The organism is Bifidobacterium sp. UBA4282 (assembly GCF_002394995.1).
GTDB lineage: Bacteria > Actinomycetota > Actinomycetes > Actinomycetales > Bifidobacteriaceae > Bifidobacterium > Bifidobacterium pullorum_B.
The window spans coordinates 30130-57063 of the sequence record NZ_DGVO01000011.1 but is presented as its reverse complement, the minus strand read 5'-3'; the positions used below and the strand labels follow the sequence as shown (position 1 = coordinate 57063).

Sequence of the window (26934 nt, the reverse complement as noted above, 5' to 3'; positions counted from 1 at the left end):
GGTCCAGACCGCTGGTCGGCTCATCCAATACGATGAGCTCCTTATTGCACATCAACGCCGATGCGATGGCCGTGCGCTGCTTCTGCCCGCCGGACAGACTCATCGGATGCCGGTCGGCCAGCTCCGTCAGATTCAGCTGCGACAGGATGCGGTCGGCGGCCCGCAGAACATCCGCCGGCGCGTGGGCCACGTCACGATATGGTGTGGACAGCAGCAGCTCGCCTCGCGCCGAGTCGGCGAACAGCTGATAGTTCACATCCTGCATGACCAGGAACCCGTGGCGCGTCAGATCGCGGGGGCCTGCCGTCCGTCCATGCCGGAGTATGCCGCCGGCCAGTGGCCTGGCCAGTCCGACCAGGGTTCGCACGAGTGTGGTCTTGCCCGCCCCGTTGGGGCCCATCAACCCCACGATCCGCCCGGTGCGCAGCGTCAGGTCGGGAATCGTGCGACTGAATCGCGCATGTTTGGTGCGGGATCGGCGCAACCGAGCGAACGGGCGGGCGTCGTGATATCCGACGGTCAGCCCGCGGGTGGCGATGACTGGTGCCCCCTCGCTGCCCTGACATAGGGATTCGTCATCTGGCGTCGAAACCGTGGTATCGGTGCGTGGCTGGTCACGGGACGTGGTCATACGCTGTACCGTGGTGCGGAACGGTGTCATGTCCAAGGCGCGTAGTCCCCATTGCTCGCGTTGCCGGTCCGGCATGTTCCGGAACCGGTCGGCGGGGCAGTCGAGCATGATACGTCCGGATTCGAAGAGCACGTAGCGGTCGGCCAGATCGGCGCACCACGCCAGACGGTGCTCGGCCACCACAACCGTGACGCCGGTCGCCTTGATCCGCGCGAGCATGGCGTTCAGGTCCGCCATGGCCTGCCGGTCCAGATTGCTGGTCGGTTCGTCCAGCACCAGCAGCCGCGGGCGGGGCATGCAGGCCGCGGCCACGGCGATGCGTTGCTTCTGCCCGCCGGACAGCTGAAAGATGCTCCGATCCAGCAGATGCGTGATATCGAACGATTCGGCGACCTGCCGCACGCGCTCGCGGATGGCGGCCGGCTCCCATCCGGCGTTCTCGCAGGGGAAAGCCAGTTCGTCGGCCACAAACGCGTTGAGGTATTGGGTTTTGGGGTTCTGGAAGACGCTGCCGACCACGGCCGCGTAGGTTTCGATGGCGGACCGGCCGGCCGCCAGTCCGTACACCGTGCAGGCGCCGGTCAGGTCACCGGTGTGGAACGTGGGGATCAGTCCGTTGAACAGATGGGTGAATGTGGTCTTGCCGCAGCCGCTCTGGCCGCAGAGCACCACGAATTCGCCGTTGCGGATCGTGAGCGTGACGTCGTCCAGTGCGGGGGACATGTCGGCTGGCATGCTGTTGGGCGGCGCGGGCGGCGTGCCGTCCGCATCGCGTTCGGGTGCTGTCATGTCGGCTGATGGTCCGGTGCGGTAGTGGAAACCGATGCGTTGCGCGTCGATGACGATGCGGCCTGTGCCGATTCGCGAATCCGGGGTGTTGTTCATAGCACTCCCGCCAGGAAGAGCATCAGCGGCAGGGCGCATAGCGCCATGGTCGTCCAATCGAGTAGGCCGACGCGGAGCTCGGTCATGCTGGTGTGGCGACCCGGGGCGTCCAGTCCCTTGGTCATGGCGGCCGCGGCCAGGTCCTGCGCCACCACGGTGGCGTTCATCAGCAGCGGCACGATGATGTACTCCAGCGACTGCGCCGGATGCCGCAGCAACGAGCCGTCGCCCGAGGGGATGCCGCGCAGCGCCATAGCGTTGCGGATATGCCGGTAGTCCTCGCGCAGGGTGGGGAAGAACCGGATGACCACGATGCAGGGGATGACGATCGTCTCCGGAACGTGCATGCGGCGCAGCGCCGCAGTGAACTCACCGGGGCTGGTGGTGGTGAACGCCAACGCGCCGGTGATCAGGCAGGGCAGCAGCATGCGGATGCCGACGGCCAGCATCGGTATGATGGACAGCCATGCACCGCCTCCTCCGGCGGGTGGCTCGATCAGACTGAGCGCCAGCAGCGCGGCGTAGATCAGCGCGAATCGTATGCCCGAACGGGTTCTGCCGGACAGGAACAGCAACAGCAGGAAGCAGCCTGTCAGCAGCGCCTCGGTCTGCGTGGTCACGTGGCAGAACAGCAGCAGATTCGCCTCCAGGAGAAGGAACAGTTTGGTGCGGGGATCCAAACGCAGTCGAGACGCGCGCCGCGCCGGGCGTGACGCGGCGGCGATGGGGCCGGGCGGCTGCGCAGCGGCTTCCGCGGTTCGCCGTACAGCGCCGGTCAAACGATGCCCGCCTTGGCGAAGTGCTTGCGCATCATACGCTGACCGAACCATCCGCCGATCAGCGCGCATACCGGGATGGCCGCCATGGCCAGCCAGAACGAGCTGGTGTTCACCTGGGCGAACACGCCATCGATGTAGGCGGCGTCCTTGCCCTTGGCCTCCAGGGAGGTCACATAGGCGTCCTTCATGAACCACAGGGGCAGGATCGGGCCCGTCAGGCCGTAGGAGAACACCACGTAGCTGACCAGGATACCGATTCTGCTGCGGTACTTACCCACAGATGCAATGAGGTCGGCGGCCGCGGCGCAGATGATGTTCGCCAGGAACGCCAGCACGAAATGGCCGGAGATCAGGAAGAACAACCCCATGACCAGGCCCATGACGGTGATGCCGCCGAACTTGCCGAGTCGGGCGATCAGCAGCATGTACACGCAGCCGGAGACCAGCGCACACAGTGCCGGCAGCAGGATCGAACCGAAGCCGGCGAAGACGATGGCCGAAACGAAGGTGCAGGCGGCCACAAGCGCGAAGTAGATGGCGGTGAACACGCCGATCGTGATCAGGTCGGGGATGGAGAGCGCGACCAAACCGCGGGGCGGCTTGGCGGGAACGTGGGCGGTGTATGGCGCGTCGGTCATGGCGGCTCCTTCGTAGGCTTCCCCGCACTCCGGGAGGGGCGGGTGTGCCGGATTGGTGACGGATGGTCATCTGGTTGTCAAGCTAACGAACGAACACAGGAAAAACAAGACTGTTCTTTTGGGTGGAAGTATGCGATAATGCGGCGATTTTGCGGCAGATGTCTGGTATCGAACCCTTCTGCACCTCGCTGTGGCGTTCCCGAGTCTCACGAACCGGTCCGCGAGCACGGCGACTTATGCCTGCGGGCATCGCGGCGTCCCGGATCCCAGGCGTGGACGTAATCGTTGCATCGGTTGATTTCAGAGGGATGCGCGTGTCCTATGGGTTGTCTCGGCGAGCACCGCTAATATGTAAAACGAGCAAACTAAAACGGGGCGGTGCCGACGCCGCTCCGGATCCTGCAACGACGCGAAGGGAACCAAGATGCGGATCTATGTGGACATCAACGCGGAACGTGACGGCGACGGCAGCCAGGCGCGTCCATTCCGACACATCGACGATGCGGCGCGCATCGCCATGCCCGGCGACGAGGTACTGGTCGCCCCCGGCATCTACCGCGAATACGTGAATCCGCGCCACGCGGGCACCGAGGACGCGCGCATCACCTACCGCAGCGTCGAACCGCTGGGCGCGGTGATCACCGGCGCCGAACGGGTGCGGGACTGGGAGCCGTACCAGGGCAGCGTATGGGTCGCCCGCATCGACAACACGGTGTTCGGCGACTACAACCCGTACACCACCTACGTGTACGGCGACTGGTACTTCGCCGGCCGCAGCAAGCACACGGGCGCCGTCTACCTCAACGACAGGATGATGTATGAGGCCGCAAGCGTTCAGGCCTGCCTCAAGGCCGAGCCGTCGGAAACCTCCTGGGAACCGGAGGCCTCCGTCTACCAGTGGTACGCGGAACAGGACGGCGGCCGCACCGTGATCTACGCGAACTTCCAGGGGCGGAACCCCAACGAGGAGAACGTGGAGATCAACGTGCGCCGCGAATGCTTCATGCCATCCGAAACCGGGATCGGCTACATCACGGTCAGCGGTTTCGCCGTCACCAAGGCCGCGACCACATGGGCGCCGCCCGCCGCCTACCAGGACGGCATGATCGGCCCGCACTGGTCCAAGGGCTGGATCATCGAGGACTGCGAGATCAGCAACAGCAAGTGCGCGGGCATCTCGCTGGGCAAGTACTGCGATCCGGACAACGACCACTACTTCACCACCCGGCATGTCAAGAGCCCGACCCAGATGGAGCGCGATGCCGTCTGCCGCGGCCAGTATCACGGCTGGCTCAAGGAGAAGGTCGGCGGGCACATCATCCGCCGCTGCAACATCCACGACTGCCAGCAGGGCGGCATCATCGGACGCATGGGCGGCGTGTTCTCGCTGATCGAGGACAACCACATCCACCACATCAACAACATGATGGAGCTGGGCGGTGCCGAGATTGCCGGCATCAAGATGCACGCGGCCATCGATGTGACGATCCGGCGCAACTGGATCCACCACTGCACGATGGGCATCTGGTGCGACTGGGAGGCACAGGGCACGCGCATCAGCCAGAACCTGCTGCATGACAACCAGCGTCCGACATTCGCCAAGCAGCTTAAGGGCGGCATGATGAGCCAGGACCTGTTCGTGGAAGTGGGACACGGACCCACCCTGATCGACAACAACATCCTGCTGTCCGACGCCACGCTGCGATTCGCCACCCAGGGCGTGGCCATGGTCCACAACCTGATCTGCGGCGCGTTCACCTGCGTGGGCGGCGGCACCGGCCCGCGCTACACCCCGTACCATATCCCGCACCGCACCGAGGTCATGGGATTCATGACCATCCTGCACGGCGACGACCGCTTCTACAACAACATCTTCGTGCAGAAGTGGCCGGCGGAGCCGTTCGTCACGCTGCATGACAGCGATGACGGCAAGGACGAGGAGAACCGCGAGGTCGGCACCCATGTGTGGAACGGATACCCGACCTACGAGGAGTGGATCGCCATGTTCGACATGGACACTGACACCCCCGACATGGCCAAGCTCGATCCGGCGCACAACCATGCGCTGCCGGTCTGGTGCCGCGGCAACGTGTACTTCAACGGCGCGAAGGCATGGGAGCATGAGACCGACTGCCTAGTGGACGCCGAGCATCCGGTGAGCGTGGAGGTGACGGTCGGCGAGGACGGCCGGCCGCGTCTGGAGACGAACCTGTATGACGTGCTGGACGATTTCCGTGCCGGCATGGTCGACAGCGACGTGTTGGGCCGGGCGTTCGAACCGGAGCAGCGCTTCGAGAACCCCGATGGCACACGCATCGTCTTCGACCGTGATTACTTCGGTGCGTACCGCGGCGTGGCCGTGGCGCCCGGACCTCTGGCGGGTGTTGAGGAGGCTACGCGACCGTTGTGGTGAGAGACAGGGTGCGCCCTACTTCGAGATACGGTCCTCGAACGGCCATTTTTCGCCAGTGCGAACGTATATCTCGAAGTAGGGTGCACCTCAGTTCGCGGTCTCTACGCGGGCCGTCTTCTCCGGCGTGATCGTCATGCTCTGGAAGCGGTGCTGCATGTAGTCGTTGTCGAAATGCTTGGCATAGAACACCTCGACCGGCGAGTTCGGCTGCAGCCCGGACTCCCGGTCGTACCAGCACTCCAATGATTGCAGCGTCATCACGCCGTCGACCAGCATCAGCAGGGCGCACACCGTGGTGACCGCATACCGCCAGCGCCAGGGGATATGGTTGATCAGCCGCAGCAGCCACGGCAGGCAGAACCTGATCCACACGAATCCCAGCGCGCCCCACATGCACATGAACAGCGTGCTGGTGCGCCCGCCGGTCAGCGTGGCGATCGGATCGGGGAACAGGCCGAGAATCGTGAACCCGGAGTAATTCCATGCCACCGCGCCGAACGAGGTCTCCATGAACCAGCTGGTCGCCGCCTCGAACGCGCCGCCGATCACCGCCGACACCAGGAAGATGATGGCCGGATTGGCCTTGTAGAACCGGTTGAGCGCAATGGTCATCAGCGTGGCACCGAAGCCGTAGATCGGCGAGAACGGGCCGAACAGCATGCCCGCGCGATCCTGGTAGTGCCCCGGATCCACAATCACCATGTGGTACACCGTCTCGATGATCAGTCCGATCACGCAGCAGACCGTGAACACCCAGAACAGGTTGAAGAAGTTCAGCGCAATGAATCCGCGGCCGTCCTTGGCCCGTCCGAGCGTGCCGGCGGCCGCCTCGCGCTCCAGCTCCTTGTTGCGTTGCTGCCTGGCCAGTTCGCGCTCGCGGCGCAGCGAGGGATCCACCGTGGAGGCGATGACCAGCAGGATGGCGATGCGGATCAGCGGATCGGCCACATGCCCCTTGAAGCCCAACAGCATGATGGTGATGATGCCGATCACGATGTTCAGCAGCACCAGCAGATAGGCGTAAAGCGCCGCGTGCCGTCTCCGGTTACGCAGCAGCGAGACGCCGAAGACCACGTCGGCCACGCTGTGCAGGAAGACCAGCACGAGTTGGATGACGGTCAATGTCACCGTGAGCGTGACATGGTGCGAGTGACTGACCGCATCGGTGCCGCCGGTGGCCAGCGCCCAGATGATCAGCGCGCCGCCGGCGAGCACGGTCGCGCCGCTGACCAGGCAGATGACGCCGTAGATTCTCATCAGCAGCGGGATCCGGCCGGGCGCGCTCGCCGGCGGATTCGCGGCGGGCGGATTGACGGATGGTATGGATGCAGTGGATGACATGGGATCTCCTTCATGGCCGGGCATGTGACTCGGTGCCGGGTCGTATGCCTCTATCCTAGCCGCGGGCGGTGCGGGCCACCCTCCTACGGGTGGCGCCGACACGCCGACGTAAGGCAGGGCCTGCCCACGCATGTTGCCAAATTGCGCGACAATGGCGGGTCGCGGCCAGCTTCGGGAGCTGGTGCGTCTGAGCCCGTGCGCACCGGGCGCCGTTACGATGGGAGTGGGGAACGGCGAAAGGAGCATGCGATGGGTGGACGTCCGGGCGCGGTGAAGGTGCGCGGCGCTCGCGTGAACAATCTGAGGAATGTGGACGTGGACATCCCTCTGGACTCCCTGGTCGGCATCGCCGGCGTCTCCGGTTCGGGCAAGTCCTCGCTGGCGTTGGACGTGCTGTATGCGGAAGGGTCGCGCCGGTATCTGGATGCGCTGTCCACCTACACGCGCCGCCGCATGACCCAGGCACGTCGCCCGCAGGTGGATGAGATCAGCTACCTGCCGCCGGCGTTGGCGCTGCACCAGCGTCCGGGTGCGGGCGGCATGCGCTCGACCTTCGGCACGATGACCGAACTGTTGAACGTGCTGCGGCTGATGTTCTCCCGCCTGGCCAGCCACCGCTGTCCGAATGGCCATTACTGTCCGCCGTCGCTGGCCGTGGCCACCGGAGCCGATACGGTCTGCCCCGAGTGCGGTGCCGCGTTCATGGGACCAGGCGCGGAGGACCTGGCGTTCAACTCCACCGGTGCATGCCCGCGCTGCCAGGGCACCGGCATCGTGCGCGACGTGGACGACGCCACGCTGGTCCCCGACGAGTCGCTGAGCATCGACGAGGGGGCGGTGGTCCCATGGCGCACGTTCGGGTTCAATGTGCAGCCCGACATCGTCCGGGAGTTCGGCGTGCGCACGAACGTGCCGTTCCGTGAGCTGACCGAGGCCGAACGCGAGATCGTGTTCAACGGGCCGGAGGAGAAGAAGCATATCGTCGTCACCTCGATGAAGGGAGTGCATGATCTGGATTTCACGTTCCGCAACGCGCGTCTGACCGTCTTGAAGGAGCTGGATCGCGCCGTTGATGAGAAGCGGTTCGCCAAGGTGGCGAAGTTCCTGGCGGAGCGCACCTGTCCGGATTGCGGCGGCACGCGGCTCAGCGACGCGGCGCGTGCCCCGCGCATCGGCTCATACGGTCTGGCCGAGGTGACCTCGTGGGCGTTGCGCGACATATTGGACTGGGGCAAGGGGGTGCCTGCCGCGCTGCCCGCCGATATGCGGGAGATGGCGGAGACGTTGACGGCCACGCTGCTTGAGATGGGCGGTCGTCTGATGCAGTTGGGGTTGGGGTATCTGACGTTGGACCGCTCGTCGGCGTCGTTGTCGACCGGCGAGCGCCAGCGTGCGCAGCTGGCGCGCGCGGTGCGCAACGAGACCACCGGCGTGCTGTATGTTCTGGATGAGCCGAGCACCGGCCTGCATCCGGCGAATATCGAAGGCCTGATCGGCGTGATGCATGATCTGCTCGACGCTGGCAATTCGGTGGTGTTCGTCGACCACGACGTGCGTGTGCTGCGTGCCGCCGACCGGTTCATCGAGATGGGTCCGGGCGCCGGCCGCGAGGGTGGCCGCGTCGTGGCCCAGGGCACGCCGGACGAGATCGCCGCGAACCCCGATTCACGCATCGCCGGATTCCTGACCGGTCGCGAAGCGTCCGTGGTGCGCGAGCGTGCCGTGATCCCGCCGCTGCCGTCGGATTGGACGGGGCCGGTGCCCGGCGTCGTCGGTGAGTTTGACGGGACGGGAAGTGTCCCGGACTTGGTCGGTGGGCGGAACCTTGCGATTGAGGCGGTATCCGATGGTGATGCGGGCCAATATGCGATTGGTGGCGAATCCGCAACCGATCGCACATGGCTGCGCATGGCCACCGCGCCGATCCACACTGTGCACGCCCTGGACGTCGCGATCCCGCGCGGGCGGCTCACCGCCGTCACCGGCGTCTCCGGCTCCGGCAAGACCACGATGATCCTGGAATCGCTGGTGCCGGCGATCGAGGCGTGTACGGAGGGCCGGCCGCTGCCGGCGCATGTGACCTCGATCGACCCCGCGGGCGTCGAGCGTGTCCGCATCGTCGACTCGACGCCGATCGGCATCAACGTGCGTTCCACGCTCGCCACGTATTCGGGGGTGATGGATATGCTGCGTCGTGCGTTCGCCGCCACGGATGCGGCGAAGGCGCGGGGGTTCAAGCTCGCCGACTTCTCGTACAACACCGGTTCGCTGCGCTGCCCGCAGTGCGACGGCACCGGGCGCGTGGACCTGGACATCCAGTTCCTGCCCGATGTGACGATCCCCTGCCCGAGCTGCGAGGGGCGGCGTTACCGTCCGGAGGCCGATGCGGTGCGCCTGGCGACGCCGGGCCGCCCGCGCGGGTTGACGATGCCGCAGATGCTGGCGTTGAGTGTGGACGAGGCACTGGCGGTGTTCGACCCGAAGAAGGACGCGGAGCGGGAAGCCGGGTCGTCCACGTCGGATGAACCGGTCTCGCAGGACGACGTTGCGCGGGATGGGTCGAGCGCGCGGGGCGCCGGCGCCGTGCCGGACGGTCGCGGCGATCTCATCGCGTCGACGCTGTGCCGGCGCATCCATGCGGCGTTGGAGACCCTGTCGTCGTTGGGTCTGGGGTACCTGACGCTCGGCGAGGATACGCCGTCGCTGTCCGGCGGCGAGGCGCAGCGGCTGAAGCTGTCGAACGAGCTGGGCAAGAAGCAGAGTACGTCGATGTTCGTGCTCGACGAACCGACCACCGGCCTGCATCCGCTGGACGTGCGCACGCTGATCGGCGTGCTGCAGCGGCTGCTCGACGGCGGTGCGACGATCGTCGTCATCGAGCATGACCTGGACATGATCGCCAACGCCGACTTCGTCATCGACATGGGTCCCGGCGGCGGTGAGGACGGCGGCCGCATCGTGGCGGTCGGCACTCCCGAGGACGTCGCGGACAACCCCGATTCGCTCACCGGTCGGTACCTCAAGTCCGTGCTGTAGGGGAGCGCCGGCGGGCCGTGCCGGGGGGCGTTGCCGGATGGTGAGATGTTACACGGTGACGGTTTGGCGGCACGTTGACTGCGGGCTGCGACCATCGTTGGCCGTTGGCGCTGCACGTCGGCGTCCATTATGTCGGTGGTTCCTGTGAAGTGAGCGGGCGGGGATGCGGCGGTGAATCGGAGCATATTGCCGGCATTTGTTGATTGCATGACGTTGACAGGAACGATGACGCGGCGTTATCATGGTTATATGGTTAGTTGGTTAAGTAACTAACCAGTTAAGTTGGGCGCTGGAATCGCGATCGTTGGAGGTGAAGGCGTGGACTTTGATTTCTCCGGTCCGCAGCCGCTGTTCGTGCAGGTGGCCGACCAGTTGCGTGCGGGCATCGCTTCGGGTGCTCTCCCCGAAGGCGAACAGGTGCCCAGCACCACGGAAATCTCCCGTACGTACACCATCAATCCGGCCACCGTGCTCAAAGGCATGACGATGTTGGTGGATGAGGGGCTGCTGGAGAAACGCAGGGGACTTGGCATGTTCGTGGTTCCCGGGGCCATGGAGCGGCTGCGCCGCGAGGAACGGGAGCGATTTGAGCGCGATTGCGTCACCGACCTGGTGGCGGAGGCGCGGCGACTGGGAATCGGTTGCCAGGAGCTTATCGGGCTGATCGAGAAGGGATACCGACAATGAGTTTGTCAGTGACGGCATTGACGAAACAGTATGGCGGCTCGACCGCGTTGAATCGGTTGAGCGTCACCTTTGAACCGAACGTTATCTATGGTCTGTTCGGACGCAACGGTGCCGGCAAATCGACGTTGCTAGGATGCATCGGCAATCGGCTGATTCCCGATACCGGCCGGATCGTGTTGGATGGGGAACCGTTGGCGGAGTGCGAGCGGCTGATGGCGCGCGTCTACTTGGCCAATGAGCGGTTGCCTTGGTGGGACGGCGTCACCTTGTCCGCCATGCTTGCGGATTGTGCGCATATGGACGGACGGTTTGACCTCGGGCTGGCGCGGGAGCTGGTGGCAAGATTCGGCTTGTCTCCGGATGCGGTCTATGGCCGCCTTTCGCTTGGACAGCGCACGATGGCGCGCATGCTCATCGGATTATGCATGCCGGTCGATTATCTGTTTCTGGACGAGCCAACGACCGGGCTTGACCCAGTGAACCGGCGGCTGATGGTGGAGGCGGTGTTGGAGGCGTACCGTCGTCGGTCGCGCACGATTGTGATCGCCACTCACGAGATCGCGGAATTCGCCGACATCCTGGAACGGGCCGTTATCATCGATCAAGGTCGACGTATCGACTCGTTCGAGGTGCAGGACCTTTGCAGTCATGCGGCGTTGCTGGTCGGCCCGTCCGACGTCGTCCGCGCGTATGCGGCTGGTCGCGGATTGCGAGTGCTGGACGTGGAGCATCGGGGCGATTCGGTCAGCGCACTGGTCGGCATGGTCTCGGCATCCGAGCCGGAGGGTGGTGCATCCGCGTCCGTGGCCGCTTCATCCGGTTTCATCACAGGCGGACTGCCGGATGGCGTGCGTGCGCGAACCCCTGATCTGCAGACGTATATGACCCGATTGGTGCAAAGGAGGCATTGACGTGGGTGATCGTGGATTGTTGAGAGGGGTTGGTATCCGTGGGGACGGGCCTGCGCGGCGGACCCGACGCATTGCCTGGATGCGGGAGCGCCGGTGGATCGCAATGGGTGTGGTCGTCGCGGTGGTTGCGCTGGTGTTGGACATGCTGCTGGCCGGTGTCGGACACCTGCTTGGAGGTATCGTGGCCCCGGATCATGACATGCTCTATTGGTTGTGCTCGTTCACCCTGGCGACCTCAGCCGTAGCCTCCTGGTCGATGTTCCGGTTCCTGATCTGCCAAGGCGTGTCGCGACGGACCATTGTTACCACGCAGTTCGCGGGCAACGCCTGCATCGCCGCTGCGGTGGGTGCGGTGCTGACCGTTGTGGCGGTGGTGGACATTGTAGTGATTCGCGTGCCGACCTGGCAGATATTCGTCGGGCGGGCGGAGATGATCGCCCGGTATCCGTATACGCTGTCATGGAATCCGCGCTATCTGTCTGATGAATTTGGCAGAACCGCCGTGCCGATGCCGCGCATCAATTGGCTGGTGTTGACTCTGGCGGTGTTCGCGTTCCTGATGATGGCCGCGATGATCGGTCAGACGCTCGGCGAATTGGCGGCGCGTCTGCAAGTGCGCGGCGTGCTTGCGGCGTTGGCGGTGGCGTTCGTCGTCGCACTGCTGTACGGGCGGTTGGCGCCGTCGGGAATCCGGGATACAGTCGACCGATTGCTGGCGTTCATGATGGGCGTGTACCAGCGCGGCGTGGGCATGGGGCGGGAGTCCACCTATAGCCTGTGGCCGCTGCTGGGCAGCATGGTGGTGGTCTCGTTGTTGTGTGGCACGGCATCATGGCTGCTCATTCGCCGACGGGAGGTTCGTCCCGGCATCGAGGCGATGGCGTGACCATCACGACCTAGGTGTCTGCATACCGGACGCGGGATGATGGTTCCGTGTCCGGCTTTGCTATGCTCGCAGCATGATTATTCGCTGCTGTTGTTGTCGCTGAATCGGGCCGCACCCGCGGTCGTATCGTCCATTCCCCCCCGACTTCGATTCCGCAACCGTCAACAACTCGCAGAAGGCAGCATCACCATGACCATCCACACCCGTATCACCGATCTGATCGGCAACACCCCGCTCATCCGTCTCAACAGCGTCACCGCCGGCGTCCGCGCCACCATCGCGGTCAAGGTCGAATACCTGAACCCCGGCGGCTCGTCCAAGGACCGCATCGCCGAACGCATCATCGACGCCGCGGAACGCTCCGGCGAGCTCAAACCCGGCGGCGTCATCGTGGAACCGACCAGCGGCAACACCGGCGTCGGCCTGGCCCTGATCGCCCAGCAGCGCGGCTACCGGATGATCGCCGTCATGCAGGACAAGATCTCGCAGGATAAACGCGACGTGCTCAGCGCGTACGGCGCCGAGGTCGTCGTCACACCCAGCGGCCTGGATCCCGAGGATCCGGAATCGTATTATTCGGTCGCCCGCCGGCTCGCCGACGCGATTCCCGGCGGCTACATGCCGAACCAGTACGCGAACCCGAACGGCCCGGAGAGCCACTACCGGACCACCGGCCCCGAGATCTGGCGGGATGCCGAGGGGCGCGTCACCCATTTCGTCGCCGGTATCGGCACCGGTGGCACGATCACCGGCACCGGGCGATACCTGAAGGAGGTCTCCGGCGGCGCGGTCACCGTCATCGGCGCCGATCCGGAGGGGTCGGTGTTCTCGTCCGGACAAGGGCACATCCATCCGTTCCTGGTGGAGGGCGCCGGCAAGGAGGAGGTGCCCGAGGTCTACGACCCGTCCGTGGTGGACGGGATCGTGGCGGTGCCGGACGACGCATCGTTCGAGATGACGCGGCGGCTCGCCCGCGAGGAGGGGCTGCTGGTCGGCGGATCCTCCGGCATGGCCGTGGCGGCAGCGATCCGGTACGCGCGCGAGCACGATCTGGACGAGAACCAGCTGATGGTGGTGCTGCTGCCGGATTCCGGCCGCGGCTACATGTCCAAGATCTTCAACGACGACTGGATGCGCGCCCAGGGATTCGGCGATGTGGTCGAACGCACGTCCGCGCCGGCGTTGGCCGCGCAATATCGGTAGATATCTACCGTCGTCGGCGGTGCGCGTCTAGACTTGGGCGGTATGACTGGCGATGCGGATATGGCGGGCACCACGGGCCACGTGGAGACCGTAGGCAATACGGACATCTCGGGTAACGCGGATGTCATGAACGGCGCGGGCGGTGCTGCGGCGCGGGCGTTGGCCGCGCTCAAACGGTACTTCGGCTACGATTCGTTCCGCCCCGGGCAGGAGGGGCTGGTCGAAACGATTATGTCCGGCAGGGATGTGCTCGGCGTCATGCCGACCGGCGCCGGCAAATCCGTGTGCTATCAGATTCCCGCCGCATTGCTGCCGGGCATCACCATCGTCATCTCGCCGCTGATCTCGTTGATGCGCGACCAGGTGGACGCTCTGAACGACGCGGGCCTGAGCGCCGCCTACATCAACACCACGCAGGACCCGGACGAACAGGGCATGGTGCTGGCCCAGGCCGCCGCCGGACAGGTCAGGCTGCTGTATGTGGCCCCCGAGCGTTTGGAAACCGAACGATTCCGCCGGTTCGCCGCACATGTGCCGATTGCGCTCGTCGCCGTTGACGAGGCGCACTGCGTCTCACAATGGGGGCAGGATTTCCGTTCCGCGTACCTGGGCATCGGCGAGTTTATCGCCTCACTGCCGCAGCGGCCCGCCGTCGCCGCCTTCACCGCCACCGCCACCGAACGCGTGCGGCGGGACATCGTCACGCTGCTGGGTCTGCATAATCCGCTGGTGACCGTCACCGGATTCGACCGGCCGAACCTGTACTTCGACGTCATCCGCATGGAGAACAAACACAAGGCCGCATGGGTGGCGCAATACATCGCCGCGCATCCGCAGGATTCCGGCATCGTGTACTGCTCCACACGCAAGGAGACCGAAGCGCTCGCCGACGCGATCAACCGCACCGTGCCGCAGCTGCGCGCGGCGGCCGGGGGAGACGGTGCGGAACCCGGGCCGATCGCGGTCGCCTACCACGGCGGCATGCTGGCCGACCGACGCGGGCGGGCGCAACGCGACTTCGTCACCGATCGGGTGCCGGTGGTGGTGGCCACCAACGCCTTCGGCATGGGCATCGACAAATCGAACGTGCGCTTCGTCATCCACCACAACATGCCGGAAAGCATCGAGGCTTACTATCAGGAGGCGGGACGCGCCGGCCGCGACGGCGAACCCAGCCGGTGCACGCTGCTGTGGAACGAGGGCGACATTGTGACCCGTCGGCGTCTGCTCGACACCGACAACGAGAACGAACGGCTGAATCCCGAGGAGCGTGAGGTCGTTCGGATGAGCCGACGTCGGCTGCTGGACGGCATGATCGGCTACTGCCGGACCACCGACTGCTTGCACCGGTACATGACCCGGTATTTCGGCGAGCCGGATGACAGGCGCGACACGCATTGCGGCAACTGCTCGAACTGCCAGAGCACGTTCGAGACCATCGACGTGACCGACATCGCACGGGCGATCAGCCGCTGCGTGCACGACGTGAACCAGGGGTTCGGCTCCGGCAAGATCGTGGCCGTGCTGCGCGGCTCTCGGGCGCAGGACGTGGTCTCCCGGGGCTTGGACCGATGCCCGAGCTACGGCATGTTGCGCGACGTGCCCGAGGCCCGGGTGCGGGATGTGCTGAGCCAGATGGCCACCGACGGGTTCCTATCCATCTCGGAGGGACGGCTGCCGATCGTGTGCTTCGGGCCTCGGGCTGCGGAAACCGCCGCCGACGGGTTCCACTATGAGATCAAACGCGTGGAAAGGCGGCACGGTGCCGCCCTCGGGCCGCAGGTCACGGCTCGACGCGGGGGAGTCGCGTATGGCGTCGGCGGCTCCGCGGCCGTGGGCGCGCAGGACGCCGCCGAATGCACCGAGGACGACGAGGCGCTGTTCGCGCGGTTGCGGGCGCTGCGCCGCGATATCGCGCAGGAGATCGGCAAGCCGCCGTACATCGTGTTCTCCGACAAGACCCTGCGTGATATGTGCGCCAAACGGCCGGCCAGCCCCGAGGAGTTCCTGGAGGTCAACGGCGTGGGCGAGAACAAGCTGAACCTCTACGGCGAACGGTTCCTCGCGGCCATCGCCGAGTTCGCCTAGGGTGCAGGCGGATAATGGGTGGTATCCGAATACAGCCAATACCGTAAGGAGACAGGAATGAACGACAACACCAAGCCGGTGGTGGAGAGCTTCCAGCTGGACCACACCAAGGTCAAGGCACCGTACGTGCGCTACATCGACACGCAGACCGGGCCGAACGGCGACGTAATCTCCAACTACGACCTGCGTCTGGTCCAGCCCAACGAGAACGCCATCCCGACCGGCGGCCTGCACACCATCGAACACACGATCGCGGTCCTGCTGCGTGAACGCATCCCCGGATACATCGACTGCTCGCCGTTCGGATGCCGCACCGGATTCCACCTGCTGACCTGGGGCGAGCACTCCACCGAGGACGTGGCCCGCGCGCTCAAGGAATCCCTGGAATTCATCGCGAACGAGGCCACCTGGGAGGACGTGCCCGCCACCACCGTGGAAAGCTGCGGCAACTACCGCGACCACAGCCTGTTCACGGCCAAGCAGTGGTGTCGCGACATCCTGGCCCAGGGCATCAGCTCCGACCCGTTCGAACGCAAGGTGGTCTGAGCGGCCGCCGCACAAGGGCAGCGCGAGCCCTGCGCGCGTGGAACGTCCCGCATCGCAAGCGGGAAACCGTCATGAGGACGGCTCTACGACATCGTCCGGCCATGGTCATGATGATGCGGGACGTCACCACGTGGACAGGCGTGCGCGTAAGACGATACGCCGTGCTAGCTTTATCGGTCAGTTGACGACGAGGAAGATGAGGACCAATTGACCGACACCATGCCCGCACGGCGGTTCCGTCACGCCACAATGCGGGATTTCCCGCAGATGCAGAAGATCTACGCGCACGCCCGCGAACTCATGGCGCGCAACGGCAACCCCACACAATGGGGTACCACATTCCCCAAGGAAGAAGTCGTCCTCGACGACATCGCCAACCATCGCACGATGTTGCTCGTGGACCGCGTGGACGGCAGGGAACGCATCCTGGCCCAGTTCGCGCTCTGCCCGGGGGAGGATCCGACCTACAAGCATATCGACGGCGCCTGGCTCGACAACGACGCCTATGTGACCATTCACCGCATCGCCTCGGCGGGGCTGGTCAGGCATGCCGCACGCGACTGTATCGTCTGGGCGCTCAAGCATTACGGCAACGTGCGCGCTGACACCCATCCGAACAACAAGGCCATGCAGCATGTGCTGGAGACCTGTGGATTCGCCCGCTGCGGCCTGATCCAGCTGCTCGACCGTCCCACCGACACCACGCGCATCGCCTACCAGCGCCACGAATGGTGATCGGCGTCCGCGTGGCGCGTTTCGCGCCGACGCCGGTCGTGCCTGCATGGGACACGCCTCACGGGCGGGCGGCACGGCATGCGCCGAAAAGTGACAAAACCCGGAATATGTGACGGAACGGCACCGTATTCGTCACCGCAAGGGGACACAATGGAGACCATGACGTTGAATGCAGCACCGCAGTGGCGGTTTTCCGGCGAACAGGGCAAGGCGAACTATGAGCGCGCGCTTCGGGAATACCCGGCGCAGGCGATCGTGGACCTCGCCGCATTGCGCGACAACATGCGGCATCTGGTCGAGGTGTGCGGTGGGCCGGGATCCGGCACCGCCGTCATGGGCGTGGTCAAGGCCGATGCCTACGGCCACGGCCTGATTCCGTCCGCGCTCGCCGCGCTCGCCGGCGGCGCCACCTGGCTGGGCACCGCGCAGGCCCGCGAGGCGCTGCTGCTGCGCAAGGCCGGCATCGGACTGGACCGCTGCCGGATCCTGACCTGGATGTACAGCGGTCCCACCGCGCCGCTCGACGAGCTGATCGCCAACGATATCGACGTCTCGGTCGGCTCCCTCGACGGCATCGAACTGGTCGCCGCCGCGGCGCGCGCCACCGGGCGCACCGCGTTCATCCACGTCAAGGTCGATTCCGGATTCGGGCGCAACGGCTTCACCGAGATGAACTTCCCCGATGCGGTGGCGCGGCTCGTGCCGTTGGCCAAGGAGGGACTGGTGCGCGTGGTGGGCCAGTGGAGCCATCTGGCCGTGGCCGACGCCCCCGATGTGCCGGAGTTCGTGGCCGCCACCGACCAGCAGATCGAGAACTTCAACGCGTTCACCGAGCTGATGAGAAAGGCTGACATCGCGCCGGAGATCCGGCATCTGGCCAACACCGCCGCCACGCTCGACCGGCCGGAGATCCGCTTCGAGCTGACCCGCCCCGGCATCGGCCTGTACGGCTACGAGCCCGACCCGGCCATGGGCACGCCGTCCAAGTATCGGCTCAGGCCGGCCATGACCCTGCAGGCGCAGCTTGGCACGGTCAAGGACGTCGAGGCCGGGCATGGCATCTCCTACGGCCGCACCTACCTGACAGGCGAGCGCACCAGCACCGCAATCGTGCCGATCGGCTACGCGGACGGCATCCACCGCTCCGCCTCCGGCTTCGATGTGGAGGGCGCGCAGCACGTGGACAAGCCCGGCGGCCCGGTGCGCGTGATGACCGTGGACGGCCCGCGCATGCTGCATGTGTCCGGCCGCGTGTGCATGGACCAGTTCGTGCTCGACCTGTGCGGTTCCGCCGCCGAGCTCGGCGTACACGAGGGGGATACGGTGATGCTGTTCGGCCCGGGCCGCGGCGAGGCCTACGGCGAGCCGACCGCGGACGACTGGGCGCGGGCCGCCGGCACGATCAGCTATGAGGTGTTCACCTGCCTGCGCGGGCGCATCCCGCGCCTGTACCTCAACGCGCGCGAGGTGCTCTCCGAGGACGACCTCAGGCTGCTCGACCCCGCCAGCATCCTGTAGGACCGGCGAGGAGACGATGATGGAGCCGATGGTCGGTTCGGGGGAGCGACTGCCCGACAGCGAAGGCTACACCGCATTCGACGAGGAGCGTTGGGCGGCGGAACCTCCGAAATCGCGCAACCGCACCGCCTTCGAACGCGACCGCGCCCGGCTCATCCATTCCTCGGCGCTGCGTCGGCTCGGTGCGAAGAGTCAGGTGCTGGTCGCCGGCACCGACGATTTCGCGCGCACGCGGTTGACGCACACGCTGGAGGTCGCCCAGATCGGACGGCAGATCGCCGCGATGCTCGGCTGCGATCCCGACGTGGTCGACTGCGCCTGCCTGGCGCACGACCTGGGCCATCCGCCCTTCGGACACAACGGCGAGAAGGCGTTGGCGACCATCGCCGCCGGCATCGGCGGGTTCGAGGGCAACGCGCAGACGCTGCGCCTGCTGACCCGGCTGGAACCCAAGATATTCCATGACGACGGCCGCTCGGCAGGTGTGAACCTGACCCGCGCCTCGCTCGATGCGGCGGTCAAGTACCCGTGGACCTACGCCGAGGCCGTGGCGCGTGGCGGCAATGGCCGCAGCGTGAAATTCTGCGTGTACCCGGACGACGTGGACGTGTTCCGCTGGCTCAAGCAGGGCGCTCCGGCCGGCGCCAAGCCGATGGAGTGCCAGGTGATGGACCTGTCTGACGACATCGCCTACTCGGTGCATGACGTGGAGGATGCTATCGCCACCGGGGCGTTCAATCCGATTGTCCTGGCCGACTCCCGCATCGTGGACCGCATCGTGGAGATCACGCGCGAGTGGTACGGCGAGCGGTGGGACCCCGACCTGCTGGTCGCCGCCCTGGAGCGGCTGCGGCGAGAGCACATGTTCCCGGCGCATTTCAACGGCTCCAGGCAGGCGCTGGCGCAGCTGAAGAACATCACCAGCACGCTGATCGGCCGATTCGCCTGGTCGGTGGAGCGCGAGACCCGCGCCACCTACGGCGGCGGCCCGCTGACCCGATACTCGGCCAACCTGGCGATCCCCGAACAGACCAGCTACGAGATCCTGGCGCTCAAGGGCATCGCCGTGTACTTCGTCATGGCGCCGCGCGAACGCGAACCGTTCCATCAGGAGGAGCTCGGCATCGTGGAGGATCTGGTGGACGTGCTGATGGCCGACTCGCCGCGTCCGAGCGACGCGCTCGAATCGGTGTTCCTGCAGGACTGGAACGAGGCCACCAACGACGACGAACGGCTGCGCGTGGTCATCGACCAGGTGGCCAGCCTGACCGACAACTCCGCGCTCGCCCTGCATTCCATCCTGTGCTGACCCGGTCGGCGTATCCCGCGTGTCCGTAGGGAGCGCGGCGTAATCCGCTCCCACGCGGTACTCTGGAAACCATGGCCGGAATGATCAAGAAGGAAGACGTGGAGAAGGTGCGCGCCGCCGCGGACCTGTACGACATCGTATCCGCCTCCGTAACCCTGAAGCCTTCCGGCACCGGCACCTACGTCGGCCTCTGCCCGTTCCACGACGAGAAGACCCCGAGCTTCTCGGTCCGCCCCTCGCTCGGCGTCTGGCACTGCTTCGGCTGCGGTCTGGGCGGCGACGTGTTCGGATACGTCGAACAGCAGGAGAACATCGACTTCCGCGAGGCGGTCGAGGTGCTGGCTGACCGCTACCACATCGAACTGCACTACGAATCCGGTTCCGGACGCAACGAGCACACCGGCTCGAAGAGGGCGCGCCTGCTGGAGGCGAACGAGGAGGCGCAACGCTTCTTCGTCTCCCAGATCATGAGCAAGGAGGCGCTGGCCGCGCGCAAGCTGCTGGGCGGGCGCAACTTCAGTCAGGCCGACTGCGAACGCTTCGGCTGCGGCTATGCTCCGCAGGGGTGGGATAACCTGGTCCGCCACCTGGCGAGCAAGGGATTCACCCAGCAGGAGATGCTCGACGCCGGGCTGGCGCGGCGCGGCCAACGCGGCGTCTACGACTACTTCCGCGGCCGCGTGACCTGGCCGATCCGCGATTCGACCGGACGCACGCTCGGGTTCGGCGCGCGCAAACTGTACGAGGATGACGCGATCGCGGCCAAATACATCAACACACCGGATACGCAGCTGTACCGCAAAACCCAGGTGCTGTACGGCATCGACCTGGCCAAGGCCGCCATCGTCAAGAAGCGTCAGGTGGTCATCGTGGAGGGGTACACCGACGTGATGGCCTGCCACCTGGCCGGCGTGGACACGGCCATCGCCACCTGCGGCACGGCGTTCGGCGCGGAGCACGCCAAGATCGTCCGCCGTCTCATCGCCGACGACTCCCTCGGCGCCATCCAGCTCATCGGACCGCTGAAGGTCGAGGGGCAGGCGCTGAGCTCGCGCATCGTCTTCACCTTCGACGGCGACGCGGCCGGGCAGAAGGCCGCGCTGCACGCCTTCGGCCTGGACTCGGCGTTCCTGAGCCAGACCTTCGTGGCCGTGGCCGACGACAACCTCGACCCCTGCGACCTGCGCATCGAACGCGGCAACGAGGCGGTGCGCTCGCTGATCGAGCGGGCCAAACCGCTGTACGACTTCGTCATCGACGCGGCGATCGGGCGGTTCGACACCACCTTCACCACCGGGCAGATGGGCGCGGTCAAGGCCGTGGCCCCACTGATCGCCCAGATCCGCGACCGGTCGCTGCACGACCTGTACACCCGCAAGGCCGCACGGCGCGTCGGCGTGGACTTGGACGTCCTGCAGCGCGAGGTCGCCAACGAACGCCGACGCCTCAACGTGCGCGACGAGGACGCCTACGCGTCCAAACGGAGGTACGGTGCCGCCTCCCGCGAGCCGCGGGGGGAGTCGGGGCGCAATCCGTATGCGAATCCGGCGGCACGCAAGGCGCTCGAACGTCGCGACGCGAACGAACAGACATATTACCGGATCGACGACGCCGTGTTCATCTGCGAACAGCAGTTCATGGCCACGCTGATCCAGGTGCCGCGGGCGATCGACCGCGGCTGGTTCGGGCAGCTGACGCTGTCGAACTTCATGACGCCGGTGTTCCGCTCCCTGTTCCAGGCCATCGCCGCCGCCGGCGGGCTGCCGAGCGACGACACGCCGCAGGGGCTGTGGATGCACAACCTGACCAAGGCCGGCGGCCCGCTGCTGGAACCGGTAATCAACGAGCTGGCGGTGATGCCGTTGCCGCTGCCCGCGCCGGAACACGGCGACGACGGGGCGGAAGGGCCCGCGCCGGTAGGCGGTGTCGGCGGTGGCGGGGCGGCCGCGGTGCAGTTGCGTCCGGCGACCCAGGCGGAGCGGCAGTACGCCTCCGAACTGCTGGCGCGTCTGCTGGATATGGGGTTCATGCGGCGTATCGGCGCGGCCAAGCGCAGGATGGCCATGCTGCCGGATGGCGAGGAGAAGATCGCTCTCCTGGGCCAGATTACGCAGATGGAGACCGCCCGCAAGGACCTGCAGGCCCAGGTCTACGGCAACAACGTCGGCTGACCGCCTTTGTCGTCTAGTGTCCCCGTCTCCCCTGCCTTGCTTCCTTGCTTCCTGTTCCCGGCTTCGATGTTCCGCTTCGATGTCCCGATGTGCCGCTTCGGTGCCCCGTTCCCGGACCCTGACCCATCGTGACTGCGCTGCATCGTGACTGTGATGCATCGTGGCTCTGGCACCATTCCACAACCGTTGGAATTCCAACGGTTTGCATCCTGCGTCACAGTCACGATGCAGCACAGTCCGGAACGATCGAAACCCGGGATGGCGGAGGATCGGGGAGGCGGATGGGGATGATGGATGAAACATCCCAAAGGGAAGGCGGAGTATATCGTAAAACGATATGAATTTATCGACAAACATTAATTTGGGGTGTAATATGGATATGTAGGCAAAGGCAAAGGATGCGACAAGGAGGTTGCATCATGAAGCAGAAGGTTGACGTAAAGTGGGCCAGGGGCAGCGGCGTCGCATCGGTGATTGCCAGGATCATCGAGATCATACTCTGGCTCGGCGTGGCGTGGGGAGTCGTGGGCATCGCATTGCTGTACGTGAATCGTTCGGCAATCGTGGTGGATTCCGACGCGAATCGCGTATACGCGGACTCGATCTCGGTATCAGGCTCGTTCTTGGACATGAGCGTGTATCTGGGGCGTGGACGTATGCGTGACACGGTGTATTATCCGCTGGTGGCGTTGGTGTCGGCGGCTCAGCTTGCCATACTGGTATGTCTCGCGTTGATCTTTCACGAGGTTGCCGACGTGTGCCGACGGCTGAGAGATTGGGAGGAGTCCCGCGACAGGTTGCAAGGGCCATTCAGCGAACACATAGTGCGGTCGTTCCGTTTCATGGGAACGTGTCTGGTCGCGTTGCCGGTCGTGTCTTGGCTGATGGTGGCGATATGCGGTCTGATGGGGGCTTCGGTCTCCGCGGGGCTGGGTTCGACGGTGTTCGTCATGCTCGGGTTGCTCTGCTGGTCGTTGGCGCACGTCTTCGAGAACGGTGCGGCCATGCAGCATGAGATGGATGGACTGGTGTAGCGGTCTTGAATGGCAGCGATAAATGGAGGTGATGCGGCGTGGGTCGGATTGTCCTGCGATTGGACCGGATGATGGTCGAACGCGGTCGGAGTCTGAACTGGCTGGCCGACCGCGTCGGCATCACCAACGTGAACCTGTCGAAGATCAAGAACAACCACGTCACCGCGATCCGTTTCTCCACGCTCGCCGCGATTTGCGAGGCCTTGGATTGCCGGCCCGGCGACATCCTCGACTACGTGGACGACGACACTCCCGAATGATTCGGACTCTGATGCAACGTGACTCTGAACTAACTTCAAAACCGTTGGAATTCCAACGGTTTGCGACATGTATCACGGTTATGATGCATCAGAGTCCGGAGAGGCCGGGGTGTCGGAATGGGGCATGCGATTGGGCCTTGTAAGTGGGCGGGGAGCCGAATCCACCGGTGTGGCCCGGTTCAGATGCGGTAATCGCGCAGGTCCGCCGGAATGGCATCGTCGGGGAGGTCCCGCACGGCGTCCTCGGTGCCGGCTGCGGCGGCGGTGTCGTAGTACCAGCACTTGTAGCGCAGCATGTTGCGGGTGCGTTCGAGTTCGGCGATCTGTGACTCGACCTCGGTGAGCCTGCGCTGGAACATTTCGCGACGCTTGCCGATTGACGGGTCGCCCTCCTGGCACCAGCCCAGGAACTCCTTGATGTCCCTGATCGACATGCCCGAGGATTTCAGGCATTCGATCACCTTGAGCGTGGCCAGTTCCGTGTCGGAGAACACGCGGATGCCGCCGGAGGAGCGTTCCATCGCGGGGAACATGCCCTCACGATCGTAATAGCGGAGCGTGGATGCCGCAATGCCGGTGATGTCCGATACCTCACCGATCGAATAGTGCATGGTGTCCTCCTTTGTGGCGACACGACACGATGCTTGACCTTAAGTTAACTTCAACTTCTACGATCATACTGCAGTTCGCGGCGAGCCGGAACAGCGGCCTCCCACAGTCCGGAAGAGCCGGAAGAGGTCGGACGGATCAGGTCGCAGCGGCCATCGCAAGGAAAGGACAGCGAATCATGGCGGATACCACAACCCTGACCCTCACCGAGGAATGGGACAAGACGTTCCCGAAAAGCGAGCAGGTGAACCATCGCAAGGTCACCTTCCGCAACCGGTACGGCATCACGTTGGCAGCCGACCTGTACGAGCCGAAGAACGCCGCCGGACGCCTGGCCGCAATCGCGGTGTGCGGCCCGTTCGGCGCGGTCAAGGAACAGGCCGCGGGCCTGTACGCGCAGACGATGGCGGAACGCGGTTTCCTGACCCTCGCCTTCGACCCGTCCTTCACCGGCGAGAGCGGCGGCGAACCGCGTTACATGGCCTCACCGGACATCAACACCGAGGACTTCCAGGCGGCCGTCGACTTCCTGTCCGTGCAGGAGAACGTGGATCCTGAACGCATCGGCGTCATCGGCATCTGCGGTTGGGGCGGCATGGCGCTGAACGCCGCCGCACTGGACACCCGCATCAAGGCGACCGTGGCATCCACGATGTACGATATGACCCGCGTCAACGCCAAAGGCTACTTCGACGCGGAGGATTCCGCCGACGCGCGGTATGAGAAGAAGCGGGCGCTGAACGCGCAGCGGACCGCGGACTACCGCAGCGGCGCATATGCGCTGGCCGGCGGCGTGGTGGACCCGCTTCCGGACGACGCGCCGTTCTTCGTCAAGGACTACTACGACTACTACAAGACCCCGCGCGGCTACCATCCCCGTTCCCTGAACTCCAACAACGGCTGGAACGTCATCGGCTGCATGTCCTTCCTGAATCAGCCGATCCTGCAGTATGTCAACGAGATCCGTAGCGCGGTGCTGGTGATGCACGGCGAGAAGGCCCATTCCTGCTACTTCAGTCGCGACGCCTACGCCGCCATGGTCAAGGACAACCCGTACACGGACAACAAGGAGCTGCTGATCATCCCCGACGCCGTGCACACCGACCTGTATGACGGCGGCGGCAAGGACGCGATCCCCTTCGACAAACTGGAGGCGTTCTTCAACGAACACCTCCAGTGACGGGACGATGGGCGCGTTCAGCCCAGCAGCTTGGGCTCGAAGTGGCTGTAGACGGCGTCCACATCCGCATCGGTTGGCGCGGCGCCATGCGCGTCCTCCCATGCGCGGGCGATGCGGTCCATCCCCAGCATCGTCTCGATGTGGTCATGCTTGAGCATGCCCATCGGCAGGCGGGTCTCATCCATCGTCGGCTCCACGCCGAACTCGCGGAACGCCTCCACGAACGCCTGCACGGGGGCGAAGCAGCCATAGTCCACGGTGGTGCCGGCCCAGTCGAAGATCACGGCGTCGAAACGGTTGGTCATCAGTACATCCTTTGCTATGCGGTTATCGGGTTGTCACAGGGTGGCCGCGGCCTCGTCCATCGCCTCGATGGCGGTGGCGATGTCGGTGGTGCCGGCGCAGGGTTCGAGCAGTCCGCGCTCGGCCATGTACATGGCGAACAGCTCGGTCACGCGACGGATGTCGTCGGGGTAGATCTCGCCGATGTTGCCCAGGCGGAACGTCTCCTCGTCGGTCAGCTTGCCCGGGTAGATGGCGTAGCCGCGCTCCTTGATGAACGCGTACATGTCGGCGAAGTCGAAGCTCACGCCCTCCGGGTAGGTGAAGGTGGTGATGATCGGACCCTGATGGTCCTTGAGGAACGTGCCGAAGCCGATCGCCACCTCGCCGGAGCGCACCGAGTTGAGCGGATCGGAGCCGGACATCTGCAGGTGCGGGCCGGCGTTGCGGTAGATGCCGGTCAGGATCTCGCGTCCTTCCTCGCCGGTGCCGTAGGCGTCGGCGATGGCCTGGACCATCAGCCAGCCGGTGGAGGAGCCCTCCATGTCGGTCACCGAGATCTGGCCTGCGTAGACCGGATCGGCCAGGTCGGCCAGCGACTTGGGCAGCTCGACCTGCGAGACCTTGGAGTAGCGGATCGAGTAGCGTTCGAGGACCGTCATCAGGATGACCGACAGGATCGAGGGGATCAGCATGAACACGGCGATCACGGCGCCGCGGCCGATCGGCCATCGCGGAAGAAAGGTGGGGGAAAGGAACGTGAACTCCGGGTGAAACTACACGGATCGCGCGTAGTTCTGTAGGTTCAGGCCCCGAATCCGCGGTCCTGGATGTAGCGCCCCGAGCGGTCGAGCTCGGTGGAGAAACGGCCGTAGTCGCTCAGGATCACGGCCATGTAGAGGATGTCGACCATGGCGATGTGCGCGGTGCGGGAGAAGATGGCGTTGCCGTAGATCTTCCGGTCCCCGCGGCCGGCCAGCAGCCGTACATCGGCCCAGTTGCCGATGTACGCGTCCGGGGTGTTGGTGATGACGATGGTGTGCGCGTCGCAGGACTTGGCCAGGCGCAGCGCCTTGATGGTGTCGGCTGATCGGCCCGAATGGGAGAAGGCCACCACCACATCGTCCGGTTCGAGATGCCCGGCGCCGATCTGCTGCATGTAGGCGTCGGCGTTGAGCCGGCAGGTCAACCCGAGATAGTTGAGCTTGGTGAACAGGTCGGTGGCGGGGACCATCGAATTCTCCACGCCGATGATGTCGATGAGCCTGGTCCGGGTGATCAGTGAGACGGCCTTGCGAAGCTCCTTGCGGTCCAGCGAGGCGAGCATGTCATCCAGCAGGGTTTTGGCGGCGTTCACGGTTTTCTCGGGCACGTCGTCGAGCTTGTCCCACGGGTTGAGGTCGAATCCCTCCAGCGGGTCGAACGTGGCTTGCCGTTCCGCCTGCGGGTGACGCAGCACGTACCGCAGTTCACGGTAGCCGCCGAACCCGAGCTTGCGGGAGAACCTGATCACCGTCGGCTCGCTGACGCGGGCGACCTCGGCCAACTGGCCCACGGTCAGCTCCGACGCCTCGGCGAGATGATCGCGTACATACTGCGCGACGGCACGTTCCGCCGGACGCAACGAGGGATACACATGATCGATGCGTTCCCTGATTCCCGTGGAAGTCTGCACGTCGTTCTCCTAGGTCAAGCCGCTGCGGTTCGGCGGACGGGGCCAGCGTATCGCCCTCGGGTGAGCATGCGGGGGCGGTGAACCGAACCCCGGATGAACATCGGGTGAATTCGCGGT

Annotated in this window: 23 protein-coding genes; 15 read left to right on the top strand and 8 right to left on the bottom strand. The window is 65.3% G+C overall.

Annotated elements, in window-relative coordinates:
• From B4C31_RS01375 to B4C31_RS01365, 3 genes are all read right to left on the bottom strand, one after another.
• The coding region (locus B4C31_RS01375; RefSeq protein ID WP_291531029.1) for an ABC transporter ATP-binding protein at nt 1–1516 on the bottom strand (1516 nt) is incomplete at its 3' end.
• Complete coding sequence (locus B4C31_RS01370) at nt 1513–2196, bottom strand: energy-coupling factor transporter transmembrane component T (RefSeq protein WP_291531028.1); 684 nt, start codon at nt 2194–2196, stop codon at nt 1513–1515. The genes B4C31_RS01370 and B4C31_RS01375, both read right to left, overlap by 4 nt.
• A gap of 95 nt (nt 2197–2291) precedes the next feature.
• Nucleotides 2292–2933: an MptD family putative ECF transporter S component gene (locus B4C31_RS01365; protein ID WP_291531027.1), complete on the bottom strand. Its 642-nt coding sequence runs from the start codon at nt 2931–2933 to the stop codon at nt 2292–2294.
• A 424-nt stretch (nt 2934–3357) separates the two neighbouring features.
• Between B4C31_RS01365 and B4C31_RS01360 the strand changes: the two genes are divergently transcribed.
• On the top strand, nt 3358–5346 hold the full coding sequence (locus B4C31_RS01360) for a right-handed parallel beta-helix repeat-containing protein (RefSeq protein WP_291531026.1): 1989 nt from the start codon (nt 3358–3360) through the stop codon (nt 5344–5346).
• A gap of 87 nt (nt 5347–5433) precedes the next feature.
• On the opposite strand, the gene B4C31_RS01355 is transcribed toward B4C31_RS01360, so the two are convergent.
• Entirely contained in the window at nt 5434–6687 is a 1254-nt protein-coding gene (locus B4C31_RS01355) for a putative ABC transporter permease (protein ID WP_291531025.1), read from the bottom strand.
• A gap of 249 nt (nt 6688–6936) precedes the next feature.
• Between B4C31_RS01355 and B4C31_RS01350 the strand changes: the two genes are divergently transcribed.
• From B4C31_RS01350 to B4C31_RS01290, 13 genes are all read left to right on the top strand, one after another.
• On the top strand, nt 6937–9723 hold the full coding sequence (locus B4C31_RS01350; RefSeq protein ID WP_291531024.1) for an excinuclease ABC subunit UvrA: 2787 nt from the start codon (nt 6937–6939) through the stop codon (nt 9721–9723).
• A 318-nt stretch (nt 9724–10041) separates the two neighbouring features.
• Nucleotides 10042–10410, top strand: coding sequence for a GntR family transcriptional regulator (locus B4C31_RS01345; protein ID WP_033506383.1), 369 nt, complete (start codon nt 10042–10044; stop codon nt 10408–10410).
• Nucleotides 10320–11321, top strand: a complete 1002-nt coding sequence (locus B4C31_RS01340) for an ABC transporter ATP-binding protein (RefSeq protein WP_291531023.1) — start codon at nt 10320–10322, stop codon at nt 11319–11321. The genes B4C31_RS01345 and B4C31_RS01340 overlap by 91 nt, the downstream gene beginning before the upstream one ends.
• A 103-nt stretch (nt 11322–11424) precedes the next feature.
• Nucleotides 11425–12207 (top strand): hypothetical protein, encoded by a 783-nt coding sequence (locus tag B4C31_RS01335; protein ID WP_291531022.1) that lies wholly within the window; start codon nt 11425–11427, stop codon nt 12205–12207.
• A gap of 189 nt (nt 12208–12396) precedes the next feature.
• The gene (locus B4C31_RS01330) at nt 12397–13410 is read left to right on the top strand and encodes a pyridoxal-phosphate dependent enzyme (RefSeq protein ID WP_291531021.1); all 1014 of its coding nucleotides are present in this window, start codon (nt 12397–12399) and stop codon (nt 13408–13410) included.
• A 126-nt stretch (nt 13411–13536) separates the two neighbouring features.
• A complete protein-coding gene (gene recQ, locus B4C31_RS01325; RefSeq protein ID WP_291531033.1) occupies nt 13537–15498 on the top strand; it encodes a DNA helicase RecQ in 1962 nt (653 codons plus the stop codon).
• 57 nt (nt 15499–15555) lie between these two features.
• The gene (locus tag B4C31_RS01320; protein WP_291531020.1) at nt 15556–16044 is read left to right on the top strand and encodes an S-ribosylhomocysteine lyase; all 489 of its coding nucleotides are present in this window, start codon (nt 15556–15558) and stop codon (nt 16042–16044) included.
• A gap of 219 nt (nt 16045–16263) precedes the next feature.
• Nucleotides 16264–16779 (top strand): N-acetyltransferase, encoded by a 516-nt coding sequence (locus B4C31_RS01315; RefSeq protein WP_291531032.1) that lies wholly within the window; start codon nt 16264–16266, stop codon nt 16777–16779.
• A gap of 159 nt (nt 16780–16938) precedes the next feature.
• Nucleotides 16939–18297: an alanine racemase gene (gene alr, locus B4C31_RS01310; RefSeq protein ID WP_291531019.1), complete on the top strand. Its 1359-nt coding sequence runs from the start codon at nt 16939–16941 to the stop codon at nt 18295–18297.
• 16 nt (nt 18298–18313) lie between these two features.
• Entirely contained in the window at nt 18314–19606 is a 1293-nt protein-coding gene (locus B4C31_RS01305; RefSeq protein ID WP_227411040.1) for a deoxyguanosinetriphosphate triphosphohydrolase, read from the top strand.
• Between the two features lie 71 nt (nt 19607–19677).
• Nucleotides 19678–21777, top strand: coding sequence for a DNA primase (dnaG, locus tag B4C31_RS01300; protein WP_291531018.1), 2100 nt, complete (start codon nt 19678–19680; stop codon nt 21775–21777).
• A gap of 419 nt (nt 21778–22196) precedes the next feature.
• Nucleotides 22197–22811 carry a hypothetical protein gene (locus tag B4C31_RS01295; RefSeq protein ID WP_291531017.1) on the top strand — a complete coding sequence of 205 codons (615 nt, stop codon included), beginning with the start codon at nt 22197–22199 and terminating at the stop codon, nt 22809–22811.
• A 38-nt stretch (nt 22812–22849) separates the two neighbouring features.
• A complete protein-coding gene (locus tag B4C31_RS01290; RefSeq protein WP_414631821.1) occupies nt 22850–23071 on the top strand; it encodes a helix-turn-helix domain-containing protein in 222 nt (73 codons plus the stop codon).
• 179 nt (nt 23072–23250) lie between these two features.
• On the opposite strand, the gene B4C31_RS01285 is transcribed toward B4C31_RS01290, so the two are convergent.
• Complete coding sequence (locus B4C31_RS01285) at nt 23251–23682, bottom strand: MerR family transcriptional regulator (protein ID WP_291531016.1); 432 nt, start codon at nt 23680–23682, stop codon at nt 23251–23253.
• 176 nt (nt 23683–23858) lie between these two features.
• On the opposite strand from B4C31_RS01285, the gene B4C31_RS01280 reads away from it, so the two are divergent.
• Nucleotides 23859–24860: an alpha/beta hydrolase gene (locus B4C31_RS01280; RefSeq protein ID WP_291531015.1), complete on the top strand. Its 1002-nt coding sequence runs from the start codon at nt 23859–23861 to the stop codon at nt 24858–24860.
• Nucleotides 24861–24877: 17 nt separating this feature from the next.
• On the opposite strand, the gene B4C31_RS01275 is transcribed toward B4C31_RS01280, so the two are convergent.
• From B4C31_RS01275 to B4C31_RS01265, 3 genes are all read right to left on the bottom strand, one after another.
• Nucleotides 24878–25165, bottom strand: a complete 288-nt coding sequence (locus B4C31_RS01275) for a hypothetical protein (protein ID WP_291531014.1) — start codon at nt 25163–25165, stop codon at nt 24878–24880.
• A 33-nt stretch (nt 25166–25198) separates the two neighbouring features.
• Nucleotides 25199–25852: an ABC transporter substrate-binding protein gene (locus B4C31_RS01270; protein WP_291531013.1), complete on the bottom strand. Its 654-nt coding sequence runs from the start codon at nt 25850–25852 to the stop codon at nt 25199–25201.
• A gap of 95 nt (nt 25853–25947) precedes the next feature.
• A complete protein-coding gene (locus B4C31_RS01265) occupies nt 25948–26817 on the bottom strand; it encodes a MurR/RpiR family transcriptional regulator (protein ID WP_291531012.1) in 870 nt (289 codons plus the stop codon).
• Between the last annotated feature and the right edge of the window lie 117 nt (nt 26818–26934).

What these genes read in the sequence shown, in the direction of transcription:
- B4C31_RS01275 (WP_291531014.1), bottom strand. Translation starts at nt 25,165, where the DNA reads ATGACCAACCGTTTCGACGCCGTGATCTTCGACTGGGCCGGCACCACC.
- recQ (WP_291531033.1), top strand. Translation starts at nt 13,537, where the DNA reads ATGAACGGCGCGGGCGGTGCTGCGGCGCGGGCGTTGGCCGCGCTCAAA.
- B4C31_RS01305 (WP_227411040.1), top strand. Translation starts at nt 18,314, where the DNA reads ATGATGGAGCCGATGGTCGGTTCGGGGGAGCGACTGCCCGACAGCGAA.
- B4C31_RS01320 (WP_291531020.1), top strand. Translation starts at nt 15,556, where the DNA reads ATGAACGACAACACCAAGCCGGTGGTGGAGAGCTTCCAGCTGGACCAC.
- dnaG (WP_291531018.1), top strand. Translation starts at nt 19,678, where the DNA reads ATGGCCGGAATGATCAAGAAGGAAGACGTGGAGAAGGTGCGCGCCGCC.
- B4C31_RS01280 (WP_291531015.1), top strand. Translation starts at nt 23,859, where the DNA reads ATGGCGGATACCACAACCCTGACCCTCACCGAGGAATGGGACAAGACG.
- alr (WP_291531019.1), top strand. Translation starts at nt 16,939, where the DNA reads ATGACGTTGAATGCAGCACCGCAGTGGCGGTTTTCCGGCGAACAGGGC.
- B4C31_RS01365 (WP_291531027.1), bottom strand. Translation starts at nt 2,933, where the DNA reads ATGACCGACGCGCCATACACCGCCCACGTTCCCGCCAAGCCGCCCCGC.
- B4C31_RS01295 (WP_291531017.1), top strand. Translation starts at nt 22,197, where the DNA reads ATGAAGCAGAAGGTTGACGTAAAGTGGGCCAGGGGCAGCGGCGTCGCA.
- B4C31_RS01285 (WP_291531016.1), bottom strand. Translation starts at nt 23,682, where the DNA reads ATGCACTATTCGATCGGTGAGGTATCGGACATCACCGGCATTGCGGCA.
- B4C31_RS01330 (WP_291531021.1), top strand. Translation starts at nt 12,397, where the DNA reads ATGACCATCCACACCCGTATCACCGATCTGATCGGCAACACCCCGCTC.
- B4C31_RS01350 (WP_291531024.1), top strand. Translation starts at nt 6,937, where the DNA reads ATGGGTGGACGTCCGGGCGCGGTGAAGGTGCGCGGCGCTCGCGTGAAC.
- B4C31_RS01355 (WP_291531025.1), bottom strand. Translation starts at nt 6,687, where the DNA reads ATGTCATCCACTGCATCCATACCATCCGTCAATCCGCCCGCCGCGAAT.
- B4C31_RS01315 (WP_291531032.1), top strand. Translation starts at nt 16,264, where the DNA reads ATGCCCGCACGGCGGTTCCGTCACGCCACAATGCGGGATTTCCCGCAG.
- B4C31_RS01360 (WP_291531026.1), top strand. Translation starts at nt 3,358, where the DNA reads ATGCGGATCTATGTGGACATCAACGCGGAACGTGACGGCGACGGCAGC.
- B4C31_RS01335 (WP_291531022.1), top strand. Translation starts at nt 11,425, where the DNA reads ATGGGTGTGGTCGTCGCGGTGGTTGCGCTGGTGTTGGACATGCTGCTG.